Annotated in this window: 20 protein-coding genes and 2 pseudogenes; 12 read left to right on the top strand and 10 right to left on the bottom strand. The window is 70.5% G+C overall.

The window, feature by feature from the left end; translation table 11 throughout:
* Window positions 1-46: 46 nt before the first annotated feature.
* The gene (locus tag AC2RP6_RS19920) at window positions 47-877 is read right to left on the bottom strand and encodes a maleylpyruvate isomerase family mycothiol-dependent enzyme (protein WP_486447418.1); all 831 of its coding nucleotides are present in this window, start codon (window positions 875-877) and stop codon (window positions 47-49) included.
* 163 nt (window positions 878-1,040) lie between these two features.
* Between AC2RP6_RS19920 and AC2RP6_RS19915 the strand changes: the two genes are divergently transcribed.
* Window positions 1,041-1,820: a carbon-nitrogen family hydrolase gene (locus tag AC2RP6_RS19915; RefSeq protein WP_486447417.1), complete on the top strand. Its 780-nt coding sequence runs from the start codon at window positions 1,041-1,043 to the stop codon at window positions 1,818-1,820.
* A 19-nt stretch (window positions 1,821-1,839) separates the two neighbouring features.
* Here AC2RP6_RS19915 and AC2RP6_RS19910 read toward each other — a convergent pair whose 3' ends face one another.
* Both AC2RP6_RS19910 and AC2RP6_RS19905 read right to left on the bottom strand, forming a co-directional pair.
* On the bottom strand, window positions 1,840-2,229 hold the full coding sequence (locus AC2RP6_RS19910; protein ID WP_486447416.1) for a hypothetical protein: 390 nt from the start codon (window positions 2,227-2,229) through the stop codon (window positions 1,840-1,842).
* Window positions 2,230-2,399: 170 nt separating this feature from the next.
* Window positions 2,400-2,906: an LURP-one-related/scramblase family protein gene (locus AC2RP6_RS19905; RefSeq protein WP_486447415.1), complete on the bottom strand. Its 507-nt coding sequence runs from the start codon at window positions 2,904-2,906 to the stop codon at window positions 2,400-2,402.
* Between the two features lie 32 nt (window positions 2,907-2,938).
* On the opposite strand from AC2RP6_RS19905, the gene AC2RP6_RS19900 reads away from it, so the two are divergent.
* Window positions 2,939-3,739, top strand: a complete 801-nt coding sequence (locus tag AC2RP6_RS19900) for an ATP-grasp domain-containing protein (protein ID WP_486447414.1) — start codon at window positions 2,939-2,941, stop codon at window positions 3,737-3,739.
* 28 nt (window positions 3,740-3,767) lie between these two features.
* Window positions 3,768-4,325: a DUF4240 domain-containing protein gene (locus AC2RP6_RS19895; protein WP_486447413.1), complete on the top strand. Its 558-nt coding sequence runs from the start codon at window positions 3,768-3,770 to the stop codon at window positions 4,323-4,325.
* On the opposite strand, the gene AC2RP6_RS19890 is transcribed toward AC2RP6_RS19895, so the two are convergent.
* On the bottom strand, window positions 4,316-4,951 hold the full coding sequence (locus AC2RP6_RS19890) for an MSMEG_1061 family FMN-dependent PPOX-type flavoprotein (RefSeq protein WP_486447412.1): 636 nt from the start codon (window positions 4,949-4,951) through the stop codon (window positions 4,316-4,318). The genes AC2RP6_RS19895 and AC2RP6_RS19890 overlap by 10 nt on opposite strands.
* A 51-nt stretch (window positions 4,952-5,002) precedes the next feature.
* Window positions 5,003-5,206: pseudogene (locus tag AC2RP6_RS19885) on the bottom strand (Uma2 family endonuclease); the annotation flags it as partial.
* Between the two features lie 113 nt (window positions 5,207-5,319).
* Between AC2RP6_RS19885 and AC2RP6_RS19880 the strand changes: the two are divergent.
* From AC2RP6_RS19880 to AC2RP6_RS19850, 7 genes and pseudogenes are all read left to right on the top strand, one after another.
* On the top strand, window positions 5,320-5,481 hold the full coding sequence (locus AC2RP6_RS19880; protein ID WP_486450587.1) for a hypothetical protein: 162 nt from the start codon (window positions 5,320-5,322) through the stop codon (window positions 5,479-5,481).
* 42 nt (window positions 5,482-5,523) lie between these two features.
* Window positions 5,524-7,071: a recombinase family protein gene (locus AC2RP6_RS19875; protein ID WP_403782906.1), complete on the top strand. Its 1,548-nt coding sequence runs from the start codon at window positions 5,524-5,526 to the stop codon at window positions 7,069-7,071.
* A gap of 471 nt (window positions 7,072-7,542) precedes the next feature.
* Complete coding sequence (locus tag AC2RP6_RS19870; protein ID WP_486450386.1) at window positions 7,543-7,815, top strand: hypothetical protein; 273 nt, start codon at window positions 7,543-7,545, stop codon at window positions 7,813-7,815.
* Between the two features lie 28 nt (window positions 7,816-7,843).
* On the top strand, window positions 7,844-8,314 hold the full coding sequence (locus tag AC2RP6_RS19865) for a DUF6879 family protein (RefSeq protein ID WP_486447411.1): 471 nt from the start codon (window positions 7,844-7,846) through the stop codon (window positions 8,312-8,314).
* 12 nt (window positions 8,315-8,326) lie between these two features.
* Window positions 8,327-9,175, top strand: a complete 849-nt coding sequence (locus AC2RP6_RS19860) for a helix-turn-helix domain-containing protein (protein ID WP_486447410.1) — start codon at window positions 8,327-8,329, stop codon at window positions 9,173-9,175.
* Window positions 9,176-9,460: 285 nt separating this feature from the next.
* Entirely contained in the window at window positions 9,461-9,691 is a 231-nt protein-coding gene (locus tag AC2RP6_RS19855; RefSeq protein ID WP_486447409.1) for a DUF7848 domain-containing protein, read from the top strand.
* A 57-nt stretch (window positions 9,692-9,748) separates the two neighbouring features.
* Window positions 9,749-11,594 (top strand): annotated as a pseudogene (locus AC2RP6_RS19850) (NHL domain-containing thioredoxin family protein).
* Window positions 11,595-11,633: 39 nt separating this feature from the next.
* Here the strand turns inward: AC2RP6_RS19850 and AC2RP6_RS19845 are convergent.
* The 5 genes from AC2RP6_RS19845 to AC2RP6_RS19825 form a co-directional block, all read right to left on the bottom strand.
* Window positions 11,634-12,926, bottom strand: coding sequence for a M18 family aminopeptidase (locus AC2RP6_RS19845; protein ID WP_486447408.1), 1,293 nt, complete (start codon window positions 12,924-12,926; stop codon window positions 11,634-11,636).
* Window positions 12,927-13,425: 499 nt separating this feature from the next.
* On the bottom strand, window positions 13,426-14,154 hold the full coding sequence (locus tag AC2RP6_RS19840) for a hypothetical protein (RefSeq protein ID WP_486447407.1): 729 nt from the start codon (window positions 14,152-14,154) through the stop codon (window positions 13,426-13,428).
* 157 nt (window positions 14,155-14,311) lie between these two features.
* Window positions 14,312-16,138, bottom strand: a complete 1,827-nt coding sequence (locus AC2RP6_RS19835; RefSeq protein ID WP_486450385.1) for an acyl-CoA dehydrogenase — start codon at window positions 16,136-16,138, stop codon at window positions 14,312-14,314.
* Window positions 16,139-16,205: 67 nt separating this feature from the next.
* A complete protein-coding gene (locus AC2RP6_RS19830) occupies window positions 16,206-16,610 on the bottom strand; it encodes an ATP-binding protein (protein WP_486447406.1) in 405 nt (134 codons plus the stop codon).
* Entirely contained in the window at window positions 16,607-16,813 is a 207-nt protein-coding gene (locus AC2RP6_RS19825; RefSeq protein ID WP_486447405.1) for a hypothetical protein, read from the bottom strand. The genes AC2RP6_RS19830 and AC2RP6_RS19825 overlap by 4 nt, the downstream gene beginning before the upstream one ends.
* A gap of 114 nt (window positions 16,814-16,927) precedes the next feature.
* Here AC2RP6_RS19825 and AC2RP6_RS19820 point away from each other — a divergent pair, with 114 nt between their 5' ends.
* Together AC2RP6_RS19820 and AC2RP6_RS19815 are read left to right on the top strand one after the other, a co-directional pair.
* Complete coding sequence (locus AC2RP6_RS19820) at window positions 16,928-17,779, top strand: helix-turn-helix domain-containing protein (RefSeq protein ID WP_486447404.1); 852 nt, start codon at window positions 16,928-16,930, stop codon at window positions 17,777-17,779.
* Window positions 17,760-17,963 carry a DUF397 domain-containing protein gene (locus AC2RP6_RS19815; protein WP_486447403.1) on the top strand — a complete coding sequence of 68 codons (204 nt, stop codon included), beginning with the start codon at window positions 17,760-17,762 and terminating at the stop codon, window positions 17,961-17,963. The genes AC2RP6_RS19820 and AC2RP6_RS19815 overlap by 20 nt, the downstream gene beginning before the upstream one ends.
* The last annotated feature ends 10 nt before the right edge of the window (window positions 17,964-17,973 follow it).

The raw sequence follows: 17,973 nt of genomic DNA, 5'->3' as shown, positions 1-17,973 counted from the left end.
CGGCGGCCCGGCGGTCAGGCGGCCCGGCGGTCAGGGGGCCCGGCGGTCAGGGGGTCACGGCGAACTGCGTCAGGATGGCCTCCGCCAGCTGTCCGTCGCCCTCCACCTTCACCCGGTCGGCGACCGTGTGCGCCCGCACCCGGCCCGCCGCGAGCCGGACGTACGTCTCCCAGTCCATGGTCAGCGTCACCGCCGGACCCAGCGACGGCGACTTGTCCACCGTGCCCCGGCCGTCCGCGTCCACCCGCACCGTCCGCATGAACTCCAGCTGCCCGTGCACGTCGATCACCACCGCCGAGTTCGCCGGGGCGCCCGCCCGCTTCGCGACCACCTTCGGCAGCCCGGACAGCAGCACGTCCCGCGCCACGTGGGCACCCGGCGCGTCCCAGTTCCCCGGCGCGCCCAGCGCCCACCGCAGGTCCTGCTCGTGGATCCACACGTCGAACGCCCGCAGCCGCAGTGCGTGTTCCAGGGTCACCTGATCGCCCAGCGGCCCCCGCACCATCGTGTCCGGATCCCGCTTCTCGTTGCGCAGCTGCCGCGCGCGCCGGATGACGGTGTACTCCAGCTCCGAGGTCATCTCCGGCGCCGTGTGGTGGCGCCGTACGTCGACCTGCACCTCCATGTACCGGCTGAACTCGTCCACCACGTGCCGCAGGTCCCGCGCCACCGTGTGGATCGGCCGCGGGTCCCCGAGCTGCTCGCACTCGATGCCGATGATGTGGGAGACGACGTCGCGCACCGACCAGCCGGGGCACGGAGTCGCCCGGTTCCACTCGCTCTCCGCCAGGGGGAGGACCAGCTCGGATATCGCCTCGATCGAGTGCGTCCACGCGTCGGCATAGGGCTGAAGGGTGGGATGCGGATGGACGGTCAACGGGACCCCTCGCGGTGCTGTTCAGTGGCGTCGTTCAGTGGCGCGTTTCGGAAGCAGTGGACTCAGTTTCCAAAACTACGCTGCCTGTGAGCACCCCGGCAGTGCTTTCGTGTGACGATTCGTAGGCCCGAGTTGACGGCTTGAACGCCAGGACGGTGGTAGTGTGCGCGCCTCGTTGATCCAAATCGCAGTGAACGAGGGCGAGTCGGTGTCTTCCCGGCGCGCCCGTGCGGCCGATCTCGTACGGGAGCAGGACGGGTCCGACCTCGTCGTGCTCCCCGAACTGTGGACGGTCGGGGCGTTCGCCTACGAGCAGTTCGAGACCGAGGCCGAGCCGCTGGACGGACCCACCTTCGAGGCCATGTCCGGGGCGGCGCACGACGCCGGGGTCTGGCTGCACGCCGGCTCGGTCGTGGAACGCGCCGGCGACGGATCCCTCTACAACACCGCCCTCGTCCTCTCCCCGGCCGGCGAGCTGGCCGCCACCTACCGCAAGATCCACCGCTTCGGCTTCGACCAGGGCGAGGCGGTCCTCATGTCCGCCGGCGACTCCCTGACCACGGTGGAGCTGCCGGAACAGACCCTCGGCATCGCGACCTGCTACGACCTGCGCTTCCCCGAACTCTTCCGGGGCCTGGTCGACGCCGGCGCCACCACGATGATCGTCGCCGCCGGCTGGCCCGAGCGCCGCCGCTCGCACTGGACGCTGCTGAACCGGGCGCGCGCCGTCGAGGACCAGTCGTACGTGCTGGCGTGCGGGCTGGCCGGCACCCACGCCGGCGTCGAACAGGCCGGGCACAGCCTGGTCGTCGACCCGTGGGGCGAGGTCCTGGCGGAGGCCGGCCCCGGCGAGGAGGTCCTCACCGTGGACCTGGACCCGGCCAAGGTCCCCGACACCCGCGCGCAGTTCCCGGCCCTCTTGGACCGCCGCCTGAACCGCTGACGGGCAGCCGGGCAGCCGGTCAGCCGCCCTGGAACCAGAACCAGAGCGCGAGGGCGGTCGGAACGGGGCACGCCACCGCACCGAGCAGGAGCATCCGCGCGGACGCGGACAGGTCGCGGACCCGGGGGACGCGGGCCAGGGCGACGATCCCGGCGGCGCCCGCCGGGATCAGCAGGAGCGGCAGGACCGGACCGGCGGCGGGCTCGCCGGCCGCGGCGGTCCAGAACAGTGCGATGCAGGCGAGGCCGCCGATCAGGCAGACCGCGAGGGCGGTGACCGCCCAGAGCAGGCCGGCGAGCACGACGACGCCGGCCCGGTGCCTGCGGACGGGCGCCGCGGGCCGCGCGGGCTGCGCGGACTGCGCGGACTGCCACGGACCGTACGGGGCCGCGTGAGTGCTGGGGTTCACCGCAGGGGTTCCTTCCGTGGTGCAGTGTGCAGTGCTGCATGCCGTGGTGCCCCGGTCCGGTCGTGGTCCGGTGGCGGGACGGCGTCCCGCCGCGGGGACGGACACGATCATCGCCGCCGGTCCGTCGCGGCGGCATGGGCGCGGATGCTCATGTCACCCGGGCCGCGTACTCAGTCGCCCGGGGCGTCGTCCTCCCGCTCCTTCTCGGCCATCCGGATCACGCACACCGCGACCGCGACCAGCAGCGCCGCGTCCGCGTCCTCCCGGACCACGTCCACCGCGTACGTCTCCCGCACCCGGTACCACTGCCGCGAGACCAGCGCGAGCAGCTCCCCGTCGTACTCGACCTTGAACTCCCGGTCCAGGATCCGGCCGCTGACGTCCAGCTCCGTGCCGTCCACCAGCGTCACCCGGAAGTGGTTGCGCAGCAGCGAGAAGCGCTTGCGGCGGATCACCGCGAGCCGCTGCTCGTCCCGCTCCAGGGTCATCGCGTCGCGGAAGGCGAAGAGCTTCTCCCGCAAGGTGATCAGGATCCGGCCGTCGGGGTCCTTCAGCTCCAGCGTGTCCCGGAACCGCAGCGCCTTCCCGTCGACCAGGAAGGCGTGCCGCCCGTCCTCGTCCTCGATCCAGTAATCGTCCCCGATGGCCAGCATTTTGTCCCGTACGAGGTATTTCATGCGCTGATCAGTGCCCGCGATAGGTTGCCCTCATGCCACTCCTCTACGTGACCGACCTGGCGTACCCCGCACGCGGCCGCCGCTACTGCGACGAGGACATATTCCTCACCTCCCGGCTGCGCCGGCACTTCGCGCTGGCCCTGTGCCACCCCGCCGACGCGCGCGCCCTGATGCCCGGCTTCGACGCCGTGATCGTCCGCAACAGCGGGCCGGTCCTGCACTACCAGGAGGAGTACGACGCCTTCCGCGCCGCGGCCCTCGCCACCGGCACGCCCGTCTACAACCCCCTCACCGGCCGCGCCGACATGGCCGGCAAGCAGTACCTCCTCGACCTGACGGCCGCCGGCTACCCGGTCATCCCGACCGTCGACGACCCGGCCCGGCTCGCGGAACTGCCCCAGGTGCCCGAGTACGTCGTCAAGCCGAAGCAGGGCGCCGACTCCATCGGCCTCACCTTCACCGCGACCCCGGCGGGCCCCGCCGGGGACGTCCTGATCCAGCCGCGCATCGACTTCGCGTACGAGGTGTCCTTCTACTTCGTCGACGACGCCTTCCAGTACGCGCTCCACGCCCCCGACCCGGCCCGCCGCTGGGAGCTGCGCCCCTACGAACCGACCGGCGCGGACCTGTCCTTCGCCCGCTCCTTCGTCGAGTGGAACACCCTCGGCCACGGCATCCAGCGCGTCGACGCCTGCCGGGCGCCCTCCGGCGAACTGCTCCTCGTCGAGCTGGAGGACCTCAACCCGTACCTGTCCCTCGACCTCGTGCCCGAGCCGGTCCAGGACGCCTTCGTCACCGCCCTCACCCGGTCCCTCCACTCCTTCCTCGGCTGATGTCAGAGCCGGATGCCAGGCTCTTCCCATGGACAAGACGACGTTCTGGCAGCTGATCGAGACGGCCCGCACGGACACGGCGGCGGAGGCGGAAGCGGGCGGGGACGCGGGCGGGGACGCGGTGGCGCGGCGCGCCGGGGAGCTGCTCGCGGCCCGGCCGCGGGCGGAGATAGCCGCTGCCCAGCAGGTGCTGTGGGACCTGCTCGCGGAGTCCTACCGCAGCCCGCTCTGGGCCGCGGCCTACATGATCAACGGCGGCTGCTCGGACGACGGCTTCGACTACTTCCGCGGCTGGCTCCTCATGCAGGGCCGTTCGGTCTTCGACGCAGCCCTGGCCGACCCGGACTCCCTCGCCGGCCACCCCGCGGTCCGCGAGGCGGCCGCCGAGGGCCTGGAGCTGTGGGACGAGGGCGCCCTCTCGATCGCCTGGAGGGCCTACGAGAGCGCCACCGGCCGAGAACTCCCGGCGGACTCCTTCACGATCAGCTACCCGCCGCTGGACCCGTCCTGGGACTTCGACTTCGACGACGCGGCCGAACTGGCGACCCGACTGCCGCGCCTGAGCGCCCTGTTCGACTACTCGTAGCGGTACAGCAGCGACTCGTGCTCCTGCCGGCGGATGTCCTCGACCGTCAGACCGGGCATGTCCAGGTGGGCGAGGGTGACCTCGGCGGAGCTGGGGGCGGCGTCCTCGGCGAGCCACTGCTCGGGCTTCCAGGCGCCGCTGCGCAGGAACGCCTTCGGGCAGTGCTGGTAAGCCTCCTCGACCCCCACGACGATCGCGCTGCGCGGCGGCTTGCCCACCGCGGTCAGCTGCTCCAGCAGCCGCGGATCGGCGGAGACGCAGGCCCGCCCGTTCACGCGCAGCGTGGTGGCGCGGCCCGGGATCACGAAGATCAGCCCGGCCCGGCCCGTCTCCACGATGTTGTGGGCGGTGTCGAGCCGCTTGTTGCCGGTGGCGTCGGGGACGGCGAGGGTGAACTCGTCGAGGACCGCCACGAACCCGGGCGGACCGCCCCGGGGCGTCACGTCACAGTGCCCACCGGCCCCGGCGCTGGCCACGAACACCAGCGACGACCGCCCGATGACCGCCCGCGCGGCCTCGTGGATCCGGTCCACGGCCTTGCGCCGCGCCATCTCCCCCGGCTCCTCGTACAGCTCGCGCAACTGCGCGGCACTCCGCACGGCACCGGCACTCAAAGCCTCGAACATCCGCCCCCCGCTCCCCCCGCTGTCCGTCACCCCCCGCACGCTACCGGCAGCTCAGAGCCCACTGGTGTCGAGGACGATCCCGAACGGCTCCGGCAGCCGCACGGCCGTCCCGAGGGGATGCGGCCCGTCGACCTTGGTGTACCCCAGGATCCCGGGCTCCGCGAACAGGGTGACGGACCGCTCCGGCCGGTCGACGAGCAGATAGAGCGGCGCCCCGTACGCGGCGTACCGCTTGCGCTTGACGACGCGGTCGGTACCACGCTCCCACGCGGCCGCCGCCACCGTCGTCACCCCTACGGGTGCCCCGCCCCGCGGGGGCGTCGTACCGGCGTGACCGGGCGTTCACGGGCGGATGGCAAGCTTGAAGGATGAACGATGCTGCTCCGGCGCCCACCCCTGCGCCCGCACCCCGCAAGCGTGCCCGTGTCCGTGCCCCCGAGCTGATCGGCAAGGGGGGCTGGCTGAACACCGGCGGGAAGGACTTGACCCTCTCCGACCTGCGGGGACGCATCACGATCCTCGACTTTTGAGAATTGACAACGGACCACCGAACTCTTCGTCACACTGATTGTGTGCACCAAGACACGATCTGTGACCTGTACCTCCGCCTGTCTCTTGACCGGGACGGCAAGACCGCAATCGAACGGCAGGAAGCAGACTGCCGTGCCTGGGCCGAACGCAACGGACTGACCGTCCGCAAGGTCCACATAGACAGAGGGCGCTCCGGCTACAAGACCGTTGAGCGCAAGGGCTTCGACGCCGCGCTGGCGGCCGTCACGGCGGGCGTCGTCGGCACGCTGATCGTCTGGAAACTGGACCGCCTGTCCCGCAAGGGCATCGGCCAGGTCGGCAAGGTGCTGGACGACATCGAGAAGGCCGGCGGCCGTCTCGTCTCAGTCGTGGACGGTCTCGACACCTCGAACGACTCGGCACGCATGGTCGTGGCGATGCTCGCTGAACTCGCCCGATCCGAATCGAAGAATCTCGGCACACGCGTCGGCCATGCCAAGCGATACCTACGCAGCAAGGGTCAGTGGATCGGCGGACAGCCTCCGTACGGGCTGCTCATCGACCCGCAGGCCAAGAAGCTCGTCCACGACCCGGAGCACGCCGTCTACGCCCGGCTGATCGCGGACGAAGCGCTCGCCGGAACGTCGCTGGTCAAGATCGCCCGACTTCTCAACGAGTACGAGATTCTCTCGCCCAGAGGCGGGCAGTGGAACGCGGCCAGCATCATGCAGCTCCTGCGCTCCCCGGCGTTCGCCGGCCTGATGCCGGAGACCGAGACCGTCGAGACGGACGACGGCGAGCGGAAGTACACGGGCAGGGTCTTCCCGTACCGCGATCCCGAGACTCTGGACACCGTCGAGATCGGCGAGGGGATCATCACGGTCGGAGAGCGTGAACGGATCATCCGCACCCTGGAATCCAGGACGTTCGTACACGCAGGAAAGCGGCGGCCGAAGCCCGAGGGGACGGCGCTGCTCACGGGACTCGTCTACTGCGCGGTACCCGGCTGTGGTCGCCGGATGCACCGGGTGGGAGGCAGCTACCAGTGCATGGCTCGCCGCGCGGGTAACCAGTGCATCGGAGCATCAGCGCTGGCTGAAGCGGTTGACCAGTACGTGACGGAACAGTTCCTCACGAAGCTCCCAGCGCTCGAACCAGACGACCCGTTGCTTGTCGCGATCGCAGACCGCTGGGTCCACCGCGTGGACCCGGAGACCTTCGCGAAACGTGATGCGCTTACTGCTGAGATCCAGGATGAGGAAGCCCGCCTCGCCGATCTGGAGGACGCGCGATATGTGCGCGGTGAGTTCAGTGGCCCCGCAGCCGTGGAGCGCTACAACCGGCTTGCAGAGCGACTGAGGGGACGCATCGAAGGGCTCGGCGCCGATCTTCGCAAGCTCCCCATGCCGTCCGTGGACGTGTCGCCGATGCTTGACGGCCTCATCCTGCGTGAGGCGTGGGCTGAGGCCACGAACGAAGACCGGCGCGGCCGGTTGTCACTCGCGATAGACCGGGTTGAAGTGACCAAGGGAGTGCGCGGACAGCGGATCATCCCTGAGCAACGCATCCAGATCCATTGGGCGAAGCTGGATGCCGACAGCGTCACCTGAGCACCGGCGTAACCCTCCGGCTGTCGGCAGCGGACACGCGTGACGAAGTGACGCTCTCCCTCCGTTACCTCTTATAGAAGTGTTGTTGTTTCTATGAGTGGATCAGAAATAATCGTCATTCCGTCACTTCGTCACCCGGGATGTCCAAAGTTCAGGCGCAGCCCCCACTGCGACCCCGGCCCCAGCTCGGAAAACGCGCCCTGGGTGCGGCTCCGTTTTTGGACTGCCGACCCTTGCGGCCACTGGGAAAGGGCCTCTTTGAAACCCTGGGAATGCCCCCGTTAAGGGGTCATAGGCTGTGCGAAAGGTTGCTGGAGCCTCCGGTGGCTGCCCGTGCTGGGTGGCTGTCGGGGGCTTCGCCGTACCCGCGCCGTGAACCAACAAGCTTGTCCTGACGCCCTCTTGCGCCGGTCAGCCGCAGGAGTGAGGCTCGTGCACGTTCGTGCAACCGACTCGACACCTGGAGTGATCGTGAACCTAAGGTTCCTCGGCATCATCCCGAACACGCCGACCGACGAGTCCCCGACCATCTGGCTTGATGAGGAGACCGGTGACCTGCTGATCCAGTCGTACAAAGCGACGTCGGAAGAGGTGAGGGCCTGCCAGGAGATCGGCTCGATCCCCGGGCACTCCACGGACGTGCCGGACCACGAAACGATCATCAGGCTCCCTGCGGTGATGCTGAAGTACATCCCGCGCCCGGACGAGAACGGAGAAGCCGGAAGTGCAGCCACCCGCGCGTAACGCACTGGCCCGCGCGCAGCACTCGGCCGTGCATCTTGAGGTGCGTGACAGCTACATGCTCGATGACCCGGAGTTCCTTGCCTGGCAGCAGGGTAAACGGCTGGACCCGGCTGATCGGTCGTCGTGGTGGGGCGGCTGGCACGACGCGGTGAGTGCTGCCACGGCGCGCGGAGTGGTGGTCCGCCGGGTCCGCATCGTGTCCGAGCCGATCAGTGACTACGTGCGCTATGAGTACGACTGCACCTTCACCAATCTCGCTGCGGGTGAGATGGTCCGGTGGCTGCCCCGCCGGCAGACGACGGACTTGGCGTTGCCAGGTACGGACTTCTGGGTCTTCGACGGCATCCAAGCCCTCTTCCACCACTTCACCGGAGAGGGCCAGTTGGACGAAGACGGGCGGGAGTACACCGACGATCCTGCACGGGTCCACCTGTGCACCACGGCGTTCCAGGCCGTCTGGCAACGCGCCATCCCGCACGAGGAGTACAAGCCGCGCTGACCGGTCACCACCATGGCTGTCTCTCCCTCTTCGAGTGCCCAGCAGGCCCGGCAGGCGCTGGCGAACCGACTCGCTGAGCTATGCCGGGACTCCGGCCTGAACGGGCGCGATCTCGCCCGGCTCTGCGGATGGCACCCGTCCAAGTCATCCCGGATCATGAACGCCCGTACGCCTCCGTCCGCCGACGACATCCGGGCTTGGTGCCGCGCGTGTGGGGCCGAAGGGCAGACGGACGACCTGATCGCCTCGCTGCGAACGGTCGAAGGCATGTGGGTCGGGTGGCGGCGCATGGAGCGCACTGGGCTCAAGCAGGCCCAGGAAGCCCGTCTCCCGCTCTTCGAGCGAACCCACCGGTTCCGCGCCTACTCCTCGTGGTTCGTTCCGGGCCTGATCCAGACCTACGGCTACACGGAAGCCGTCTTGCGTGCCGTTCAGCGGAGGCGGGTCGAGGTCGATGACGTGGCCGATGCCGTCGCCGTGCGCATGGAGCGTCAGCGCGTCCTCTACGAGGGCGACCGCCGGTTCGCGTTCCTGGTTGAGGAGTCGGTCTTGCGTAACGGTCTCGGTGGGCCGGACGTCCAAGAGGAACAGCTCGGCCACCTGCTCACGGTCGGCTCCCTGCCCAGCGTCAGCCTGGGTGTGGTGCCCACGCGGACCGATCGGTCCCGGATGCCGGTGGAAGGGTTCTGGATCTTCGACACGGCACAGGTCAACGTCGAGCTGGTCTCCGGCTACCTCACGCTGACCCAGCCGAGCGAGGTTGCCGCGTACGCGGACACGTTCACCGAACTGGCCGAGATGGCCGTCCATGGGGCGAAGGCCCGCGCGCTGATCACCAGCGCCATTCAGACGCTCAGGTGACGACCGTGCAACCTCATGCAATCTCCTGGGAGTCGCAGCTCCGCCGTTCCTAGCGTGGCCGCTACACGACGAAACGAGGAGCGGGGCCGTGAAGACGATCACGTACGCGCAACCCCCGGTAGAGCTGCCGTTGAGAACAGCCCCGGACCCCGTACCGGCGGCCGGCTGCGGGGTCTGCGCCGCCCTGGCCGCACGGCGCCGGGACGCCCGTCACCGGCGCGACCACTCCACGGCCAGTGATTGCAACGTGGAGCTCCGGAACCACCCGCACCCCGGGGAAGCGACATGACCGTGAGGGCCGTGCTCCGGTACGTCAGCTACGTCATGCACCGCCACCCCTCGGCGGAGACGACGGCGACGGCACGGTGCCTGAACCCGGATTGTCAGTGGCCTGCCTCGCCGACCGGGAACGCGGACGTGTGTACCGACATGTGCATCGAGCACACGGGCCGGACCGGTCACATGACCTTCCTGCGGGAGTTCTCGGAAGTCGCCGTGGTGGAGCGCATGCCCTGAGCAGGCGGTTCGCACCGGCGTGATCCTGCGTACACGGGCGGATGGCAAGCTTGAAGGATGAACGATGCTGCTCCGGCGCCCACCCCCGCGCCCGCACCCCGCAAGCGTGCCCGTGTCCGTGCCCCCGAGCTGATCGGCAAGGGGGGCTGGCTGAACACCGGCGGGAAAGATCTCACCCTCGCTGACCTGCGAGGTAAGTGCGTTGTTGTGGATTTCTGGACCTTCTGCTGCATCAACTGCCTGCACGTTCTCGACGAGCTGCGCGAGCTGGAGGAGAAGCACCGCGACACCGTCGTGATCATCGGCGTGCACTCGCCGAAGTTCGTGCACGAGGCCGAGCACGCGGCCGTCGTCGACGCCGTCGAGCGCTACGAGGTCCACCACCCCGTCCTCGACGACCCCGAGCTCGCCACCTGGAAGCAGTACGCCGTCCGCGCGTGGCCCACGCTCGTCGTCATCGACCCCGAGGGGTACGTCGTCGCCCAGCACGCCGGCGAGGGGCACGCCCACGCCATCGCCAGGCTCGTCGAGGAGCTGGAGGCCGAGCACGAGGCCAAGGGCACCCTGCGGCGCGGCGACGGCCCGTACGTGGCGCCCGAGCCCGTCGCGAGCGACCTGCGCTTCCCCGGCAAGGCGCTGCTCCTGCCCAGTGGGAACCTCCTCGTCTCGGACTCCACCCGGCACCAGCTGGTCGAGCTGGCCGCCGACGGGGAGAGCGTCGTACGCCGCATCGGCAGCGGCGAGCGCGGCTTCGCCGGCGACAGCTTCAGCGAGCCTCAGGGGCTGGCGCTGCTGCCCGACGGCCGGGTGGTCGTCGCCGACACCGTCAACCACGCGCTGCGGGTCCTGGACCTGGAGACCGGCGCCGTCGAGACGGTCGCCGGCACCGGCCGGCAGTGGTGGCAGGGCTCGCCGACCTCCGGGCCCGCCCTTGAGGTGGACCTGTCCTCGCCGTGGGACGTGGCCTGGTGGCAGGGCAAGGTGTGGATCGCCATGGCCGGTGTCCACCAGCTGTGGACCTGGGACCCGGCGGAGGGGACCGTCGAGGTCGCCGCCGGCACCACCAACGAGGGGCTGCACGACGGGCCGGCCGCCGAGGCCTGGTTCGCGCAGCCGTCCGGGCTCGCCGCCGCCGGGGACCGGCTGTGGATCGCCGACTCCGAGACCAGCGCCCTGCGCTACGTCCACCCCACCGACGAGGGCTACGCGGTCACGTCCGCCGTCGGCACGGGCCTGTTCGACTTCGGGCACCGGGACGGCGACGCCGCCCAGGCGCTGCTCCAGCACCCGCTCGGGGTGACGGCCCTGCCCGACGGCTCCGTCGCGGTGTGCGACACGTACAACCACGCCCTGCGCCGTTACGACCCCGCCACCGGCGAGGTCTCGACCCTCGCGACCGACCTGCGCGAGCCCAGCGACGCCGTGCTCGTCGGCGGGGACATCGTGGTCGTCGAGTCCGCCCGGCACCGCCTGACGCGGCTGCGCCTGCCGGAGGAGGCGGTACGGGTGGACGCGGTCGCCCACCGCACCCGGCGTGCCGCCACCGAGGTGGCGCCGGGCACGCTCCGCCTCGACGTGGTCTTCCGGGCCCCGAGCGGCCAGAAGCTCGACACCCGCTACGGACCCTCCACGCGCCTGCTCGTCTCCTCGACGCCGCCGGAGCTGCTGGCGGACGGCGAGGGCACGGGCACGGACCTGTTCCGGGAAGCTCGCGCTGAACCCGGACGTCACCGAGGGCGTGCTGCACGTCTCGGCGATGGCGGCGTCCTGCGACGACGACCCGGCCAACGAGTACCCCGCCTGCCACGTCCACCAGCAGGACTGGGGCGTCCCCGTCCGCGTCACCGCCGACGGCGCCTCCCGGCTGCCCCTCGTCCTCGCGGGCATGGACGACGAGGGATAGCCGCGGCGCACTGCGGGTGCCCGTGGGCCTTCCTGGGGGTCAGCCCTCCAGGAAGGCCACCAGGGCGTTGGCGAGGAGGTACGGGTCGTCCGCGCCGCACAGCTCGCGGGCGCTGTGCATCGAGAGGATCGCGACGCCGATGTCCACGGTCTGGATGCCGTGGCGGGCGGCCGTGATCGGGCCGATGGTCGTGCCGCACGGCATCGAGTTGTTGGAGACGAACGTCTGCCACGGCACGCCGGCCCGCTCGCACGCGGCGGCGAACACCGCGCGCCCGCTGCCGTCGGTGGCGTAGCGCTGGTTGACGTTGACCTTCAGGATCGGGCCGGCGTTGGCCCGCGGGTGGTGCGTGGGGTCGTGCCGCTCGCCGTAGTTGGGGTGCACGGCGTGCCCGGTGTCGGAGGACAGGCAGATGGTGCCGGCGAAGGCCCGCGCGCGGTCCTCGTACGTGCCGCCTCGGGCGAAGACTGAACGTTCCAGCACGTTGCCCAGCAGCGGGCCGTCGGCGCCGGTGTCCGACTGCGAGCCGTTCTCCTCGTGGTCGAAGGCGGCCAGCACCGGGATGTGGTCGAGCTTCGCGGCGCCGGAGACGGCGGCCAGTGCCGCGACGCCCGCGTGCACGGACAGCAGGTTGTCCATCCGGGGTCCGGCGACGAGCTCGCGGTCGCGGCCCAGGTAGGCGGGCGGTTCGATCGAGTGGACCATCAGGTCCCAGCCGGCCACCGAGCCGTGTTCCAGGCCCTCTTCCTCCTCCAGGAACGCGATGAGGTCGCCCTCGTGCGCCTCGCCGAGGCCCCAGATCGGCTGCATGTGCCGCTGCTTGTCGAGCTTGAGGCCGTCGCTGTTCACCGACCGGTCGAGGTGCACGGCGAGTTGGGGCACGCGCAGCAGCGCGCGGTCGATGTTCACGAGGCGCTCGGTGCCGTCGCGCAGGGTGAGCCGTCCGGCCAGGCCCAGGTCCCGGTCCAGCCAGGTGTTGAGCAGGGTCCCGCCGTAGATCTCGACCGCGATCTGCCGCCAGCCCTGCGAGCCGGTGTCGGGGAGCGGCTTGACCCGGAGGTTGGGCGAGTCGGTGTGGGCGCCGACGATGCGGAAAGGCGTGTGGGGGGAGGCCCCTTCGGGGACGTACCAGGCGATGAGCGCGCCACCGCGGAGCACGAACTTGCCTCCGGTGCCCGCATCCCAGGCGTCCGTCTCCGACAACTGCCTGAAGCCTGCCTTCTCCAGCCGTTCGGCGGCGTTGGCCACGGCGTGGTACGGCGACGGACTGGCCGTCAGGAAGGTCATCAGATCGTCGGTGTGGCCGCGGTCGAAGCGGGCGGGAGAGCTCATCGTATTTCCCTTGTGTGGAAGCCCCCGGCTGCAGCCGGGTGAGGAAACGCATTTCCGGCTCGGAGCCTCGCTGCGGAGGATTGCCGCAGCGTGAGGCTGTGACCTGTGCTGGTGTTCGGATCGTGCCCGACCCTAGCGTCCGGGGTGTGGGGAGTCCTTGTGCGAAGCGGTCGTTCACGTGCCGTTTCCGGCCGCCGGCCGCCCGCGCCGCGGAAGGGCCGCGGGCGTGCGGGAGCGCTCACGACCGTGACGGGAACGCCGCGGGCCGTCGTCCGGCCGCCGGCCCGGCTGCTGCTGCCTGTGGAGCGGATCTGAGACCTCATCGGGAGTCCTCCTCTCGGTCGGGGCGGTCCGCGGCGGAACGGGAAGTCCCCACTCGTGAGTGTGGGAACCCCCTCCCGTCGGGGAGGGGGGATGCCAAGTGGTTCACCTTAACGAGGGCCGGGGCCGTGTCCGTCATGGCCGGACCGGGCGGGTCGCCGGGCGGAGCGGGCGTTCCTCAACCCGGCGGGCGGTCGAATCGGCGCTGCAGCTGCCTGCGCTCGCCCCGGCGGATGCGCGGGAGCATTTCCGGGATCTGCGGGGAGCGCTGGGCGCGTCTTCTGCGTCCGGCGCAGAAGATGCAGCCCTCGCCGGGGGGTGCGTCGGGGTCGATGGGGGCGCCGGGGTGCTCGGAGCAGCCCGAGGCGTTGCGCGGGCGGGACAGTTCGCGGGCCACGATGAAGGCGCGGTGGAGGTCGTCGGCGATGCGGACGAAGTCCTCGGCGGGGGAGGACAGGCCCAGGTGGAACCGCTGGTCCTCGACGGTGCGCAGGTGGGCGCGCAGAGCCTGGAGGGTGTACGGGCCGTCCGGTACGGGGTAGCCCAGGCGGCGCTGCTCTCCGGCGGGGGCGGCGCCGGGGCCGCCGCGGTGGCGCTGTCCGAGGCGTCGGCGGTCGTTGCAGAGGAGGCAGCGGCCCCAGCCCTCGGGGGCCTCGGGGTCGAGGGCGCCGTTGGGGTGTTCGGGGCAGCCGGTGTAGCTCCTGGCGGGGGCCAGTCCGGCGGCCGTCTGGAAGGCCACGTACAGCGCGTCGGCGATGGTGTCGTACTCGGCGGGGTGCGCGCCCTCGTACAGCTCGCGCAGGTGGTCGCCGAGGCTGCCCAGGCTCGCCTGCAGCTCCTTGAGGGCGTACGGCCGCCCGGTGGGGACGGAGTACCCCCTGCTGCCGTGCTGATCCTGTGGACTCATGCCTACGAGCGTCCCATGAACGACTGACATCGGGGAAAGCCGCAGTACAGGGCGCCGGTGGGCGGGGCCCGTGCATGCGGCAGCGGCCGGGTCCCTGTGCGGGGGACCCGGCCGCTGTGCGGGCGCGGCGCGGCAGTGCCGCGGGCGGGGCGGCCTCCTAGAAGGCGGCCTCGTCGAGCTCCATGAGGGAGTTGTCGACGGCCTCGGCCAGCTGGCGCTGGACCGAGACGCCCGGGAGGACCTCCGCGGCGAAGAACTTCGCGGCGGCGATCTTGCCGGTGTAGAAGGGGACGTCCTTCGCGGAGGCGGTCGCCAGCTTCTCGGCGGCCACGGCGGCACCCTTGAGCAGCAGGTATCCGACGACCACGTCGCCGGAGGCCATCAGCAGGCGGGTGGTGTTCTGGCCGACCTTGTAGATGTTCTTGACGTCCTCGCCGGTGGCGGTGAGGTCGACGATCATCTGGCCGACGATGGCCTCCAGGTCCACGGCGGCCTTGGCGAGCGCGTCGCGTGCGCCGGCCAGCTCCTCGCCGCCGACACCCTCGGCCAGGAACTTCTTGATCGTCTCGGAGACGATGTTCAGCGAGGCGCCCTGGTCTCGGACGATCTTCCGGAAGAAGAAGTCCTGGCCCTGGATGGCCGTGGTGCCCTCGTAGAGGGTGTCGATCTTCGCGTCGCGGATGTACTGCTCGATCGGGTACTCCTGCAGGTAGCCGGAGCCGCCGAAGGTCTGCAGGGACTGGGCGAGCTGCTCGTAGGACTTCTCCGAGCCGTAGCCCTTCACGATCGGCAGGAGCAGGTCGTTCAGGCCGATGAGGGAGGAGGCGTCCTCGCCGGCGGCCTGCTTGACCTGGATGTCGTCCTGGACGGTCGCGGTGTAGAGGACGAGGGCGCGCATGCCCTCGGCGTACGCCTTCTGCGTCATCAGCGAGCGGCGGACGTCGGGGTGGTGCGTGATGGTGACCTTGGGTGCGGTCTTGTCCATGAAGTTCGCCAGGTCCGGGCCCTGCACGCGCTCCTTGGCGTACTCCAGCGCGTTCAGGTAGCCGGTGGAGAGCGTGGCGATGGCCTTCGTGCCGACCATCATGCGCGCGAACTCGATGATCATGAACATCTGGCGGATGCCGTCGTGCTTGTCGCCGATCAGCCAGCCCTTGGCGGGGTGCCGGTCGCCGAAGGTCATCTCGCACGTGTTGGAGGCCTTGAGGCCCATCTTGTGCTCGACGTTCGTGGCGTAGACGCCGTTGCGCTCGCCCAGCTCGCCGGTCTCCCAGTCGAAGTGGAACTTCGGGACGAGGAAGAGGGACAGGCCCTTGGTGCCCGGGCCGTGGCCCTCGGGGCGGGCGAGGACGTAGTGGAGGATGTTCTCCTCCATGTCGTGCTCGCCGGAGGTGATGAAGCGCTTCACGCCCTCGATGTGCCAGGAGCCGTCCTCCTGCTGGACGGCCTTGGTGCGGCCGGCGCCCACGTCCGAGCCGGCGTCCGGCTCGGTGAGGACCATGGTGGATCCCCAGCGCTTCTCGACGGCGATCTGGGCGATCTTCTTCTGCGCCTCGTTGCCCTCCTCGTGGAGGACGCCGGCGAACGCCGGGCCGGAGGAGTACATCCAGACGGCCGGGTTCGAGCCGAGCAGCAGCTCCGCGTAGGCCCAGACGAGGGAGCGCGGGGAGACGGTGCCGCCGATCTCCTCCGGGATGCCCAGACGCCAGTACTCGGAGTCCATGAAGGCCTTGTAGCTCTTCTTGAACGAGGCGGGGACCGGCGCGGTGTTGGTCTCCGGGTCGAAGACGGGCGGGTTGCGGTCGGCGTCAGCGAAGGACTCGGCCAGCTCGTTCTCGGCGAGGCGGGCTATCTCGGACAGGACGCTCTTGGCGGTCTCGGTGTCCATCTCCTCGAACGGACCGGTGCCGTAGTGCTGGTCGCGGCCGAGCACCTCGAAGAGGTTGAACTCGATGTCGCGGAGATTCGACTTGTAGTGCCCCATGGCGACGGCTCCGTTAAGGCTCGGGGAGACAGGTTCCTCGTACATACCAATCGGTAACGTCATGATGCTACCCGCCGGTAATAACGGCAACCCTTCCACGGGGACTGTGATCAGGGTCAAGCTCGCACCACACGGTCTTGGCGTCCTGCCCCTGCGTGACTCCCCAGCGCAGCGCCACCGCGGCGAGCAGGGCCAGCCCCCTCCCGGATTCGTCGCCCTCGGCCGCCGGGCGCGGCACGGGCCACGCGTGCGGATCGGGATCGGTGAGCTCGACCCGCGTACGGGTTGCCCTTCCGCTGACCCGCAGGGTGACGGGCGTGCCCTCGCCGAGGTGGCGGACGACGTTGGCGAGCAGCTCGGTCACGCACAGTTCGGCGTCCCCGGAGCCCGCCCCGAGGTGCTCCCGTACGGCGTGCCGCAGCATCGGGGCGGCCCGGGCGGTGGCGGACAGCCGGATCACGAACTCGTTCACGGCTTGGCCAGAGCGGTCGCGATCCGCCGCGCGGTGGCCGGGTTGCAGTTGCCGAGGGCGATGAGCGGCGGTGTCCCGTAGCGCCCGGCGTAGGAGGGCAGGTGCAGGTCCAGCGAGGGCAGGGTGATCCCGTGCGCGGCGAGCGCGCCGCGCAGTGCGGTGAGGGCCGCGGCGGCCTCGCGGTCGTGGGGGTGGTCGCTCATGGCAGGCCTTTCGTGGCGCAGTGTGACGAAGTCCTCACAGGCTGCCGCCCGGCCGCCTACCGTGGGAAGGGTTTCCGGTTGCGCTGGACAAGTGGCAAATGGCGGTGGTGGGTTGTGCCGGCTCGCAAGGACCCGGACGCGTCGGCGAACGTGCCGTCCTTCTACGGCGCGGAGCTGCGCTACAAGCGGGAGGCGGCCGGTCTCACGCTCGACCAGCTGGCGGAGGGGAGCTTCCGGGGGGTGCCCTTCCTGAGCCAGATCGAGCGTGGTGAGCGACGCATGCCGCTGGACCTGGCCCGGCACGTGGACGCGAGGCTGGGCACGGACGGCTTCTTCGAGCGCCGCTGTGAAGACGCGCGCCGTGCGAGGCAGTCGGGGCACGCCGAGTACTTCGCGGACGTCGCGGAGATGGAGCCGTTCGCCGAGACCATCGACGAGTGGGCCCCGATGCTCGTGCCGGGGCTGCTCCAGACCCCCGCGTACGCGCGGGCGATCAGCCGCGCCGCCATGCCCCGGGCGTCCGACGAGACGATCGAGACGCTGGTGGCGGCCCGGATGGGCCGGGCGAAGCTCTTCGACGGCGAGTGTCCGCCCGACTTCTGGGTGGTGCTCGACGAGTCGGTGCTCCGCCGCCCGGCCCTGCCCGCGCCGCAGATGGCGGAGCTGCTGGAGCACATCGCGGCGGTGGTCCGCCGGACGAGGTCCATTCTGCAGATCGTCCCGGAAACGACCGCCGCGCACGCGCTCATGATGGGCATGGCGAAGCTGATGACCTTCCCGGAGGCGCCGCCCGTGGTCTACCTGGAGAGCCTGCACAGCGGCCAACTCATCGACTTTCCGGCCCTCGTGAAGGAGTACCGCAGGTCTTACGATCTGCTGAGGGCCGCCGCCTTGCCGCCGGAGGCGTCCCTGGCCCTCCTCGACGCCGCGGCAGAGGACTACCGAGATGGCAAGCAGCGGAATTGACCTGAGCGCCGCGACCTGGCGCAAGAGCAGCTACAGCAACGGCACGGGCGGCGACTGCGTCGAGGTGGCGGACGGCCTCGTCGGTGTCGTGCCCGTGCGGGATTCCAAGCGGCCCGACGGTGGGGTGGTCGTGGTCAGTGCGGCGGCCTGGGCGCCCTTCGTGGCCGCGCTCAAGGGCTGCTGACCGCACCCCG

The organism is Streptomyces sp. WAC03905 (genome assembly GCF_057371075.1).
This window is presented reverse-complemented; position numbering and strand designations above follow the sequence as displayed.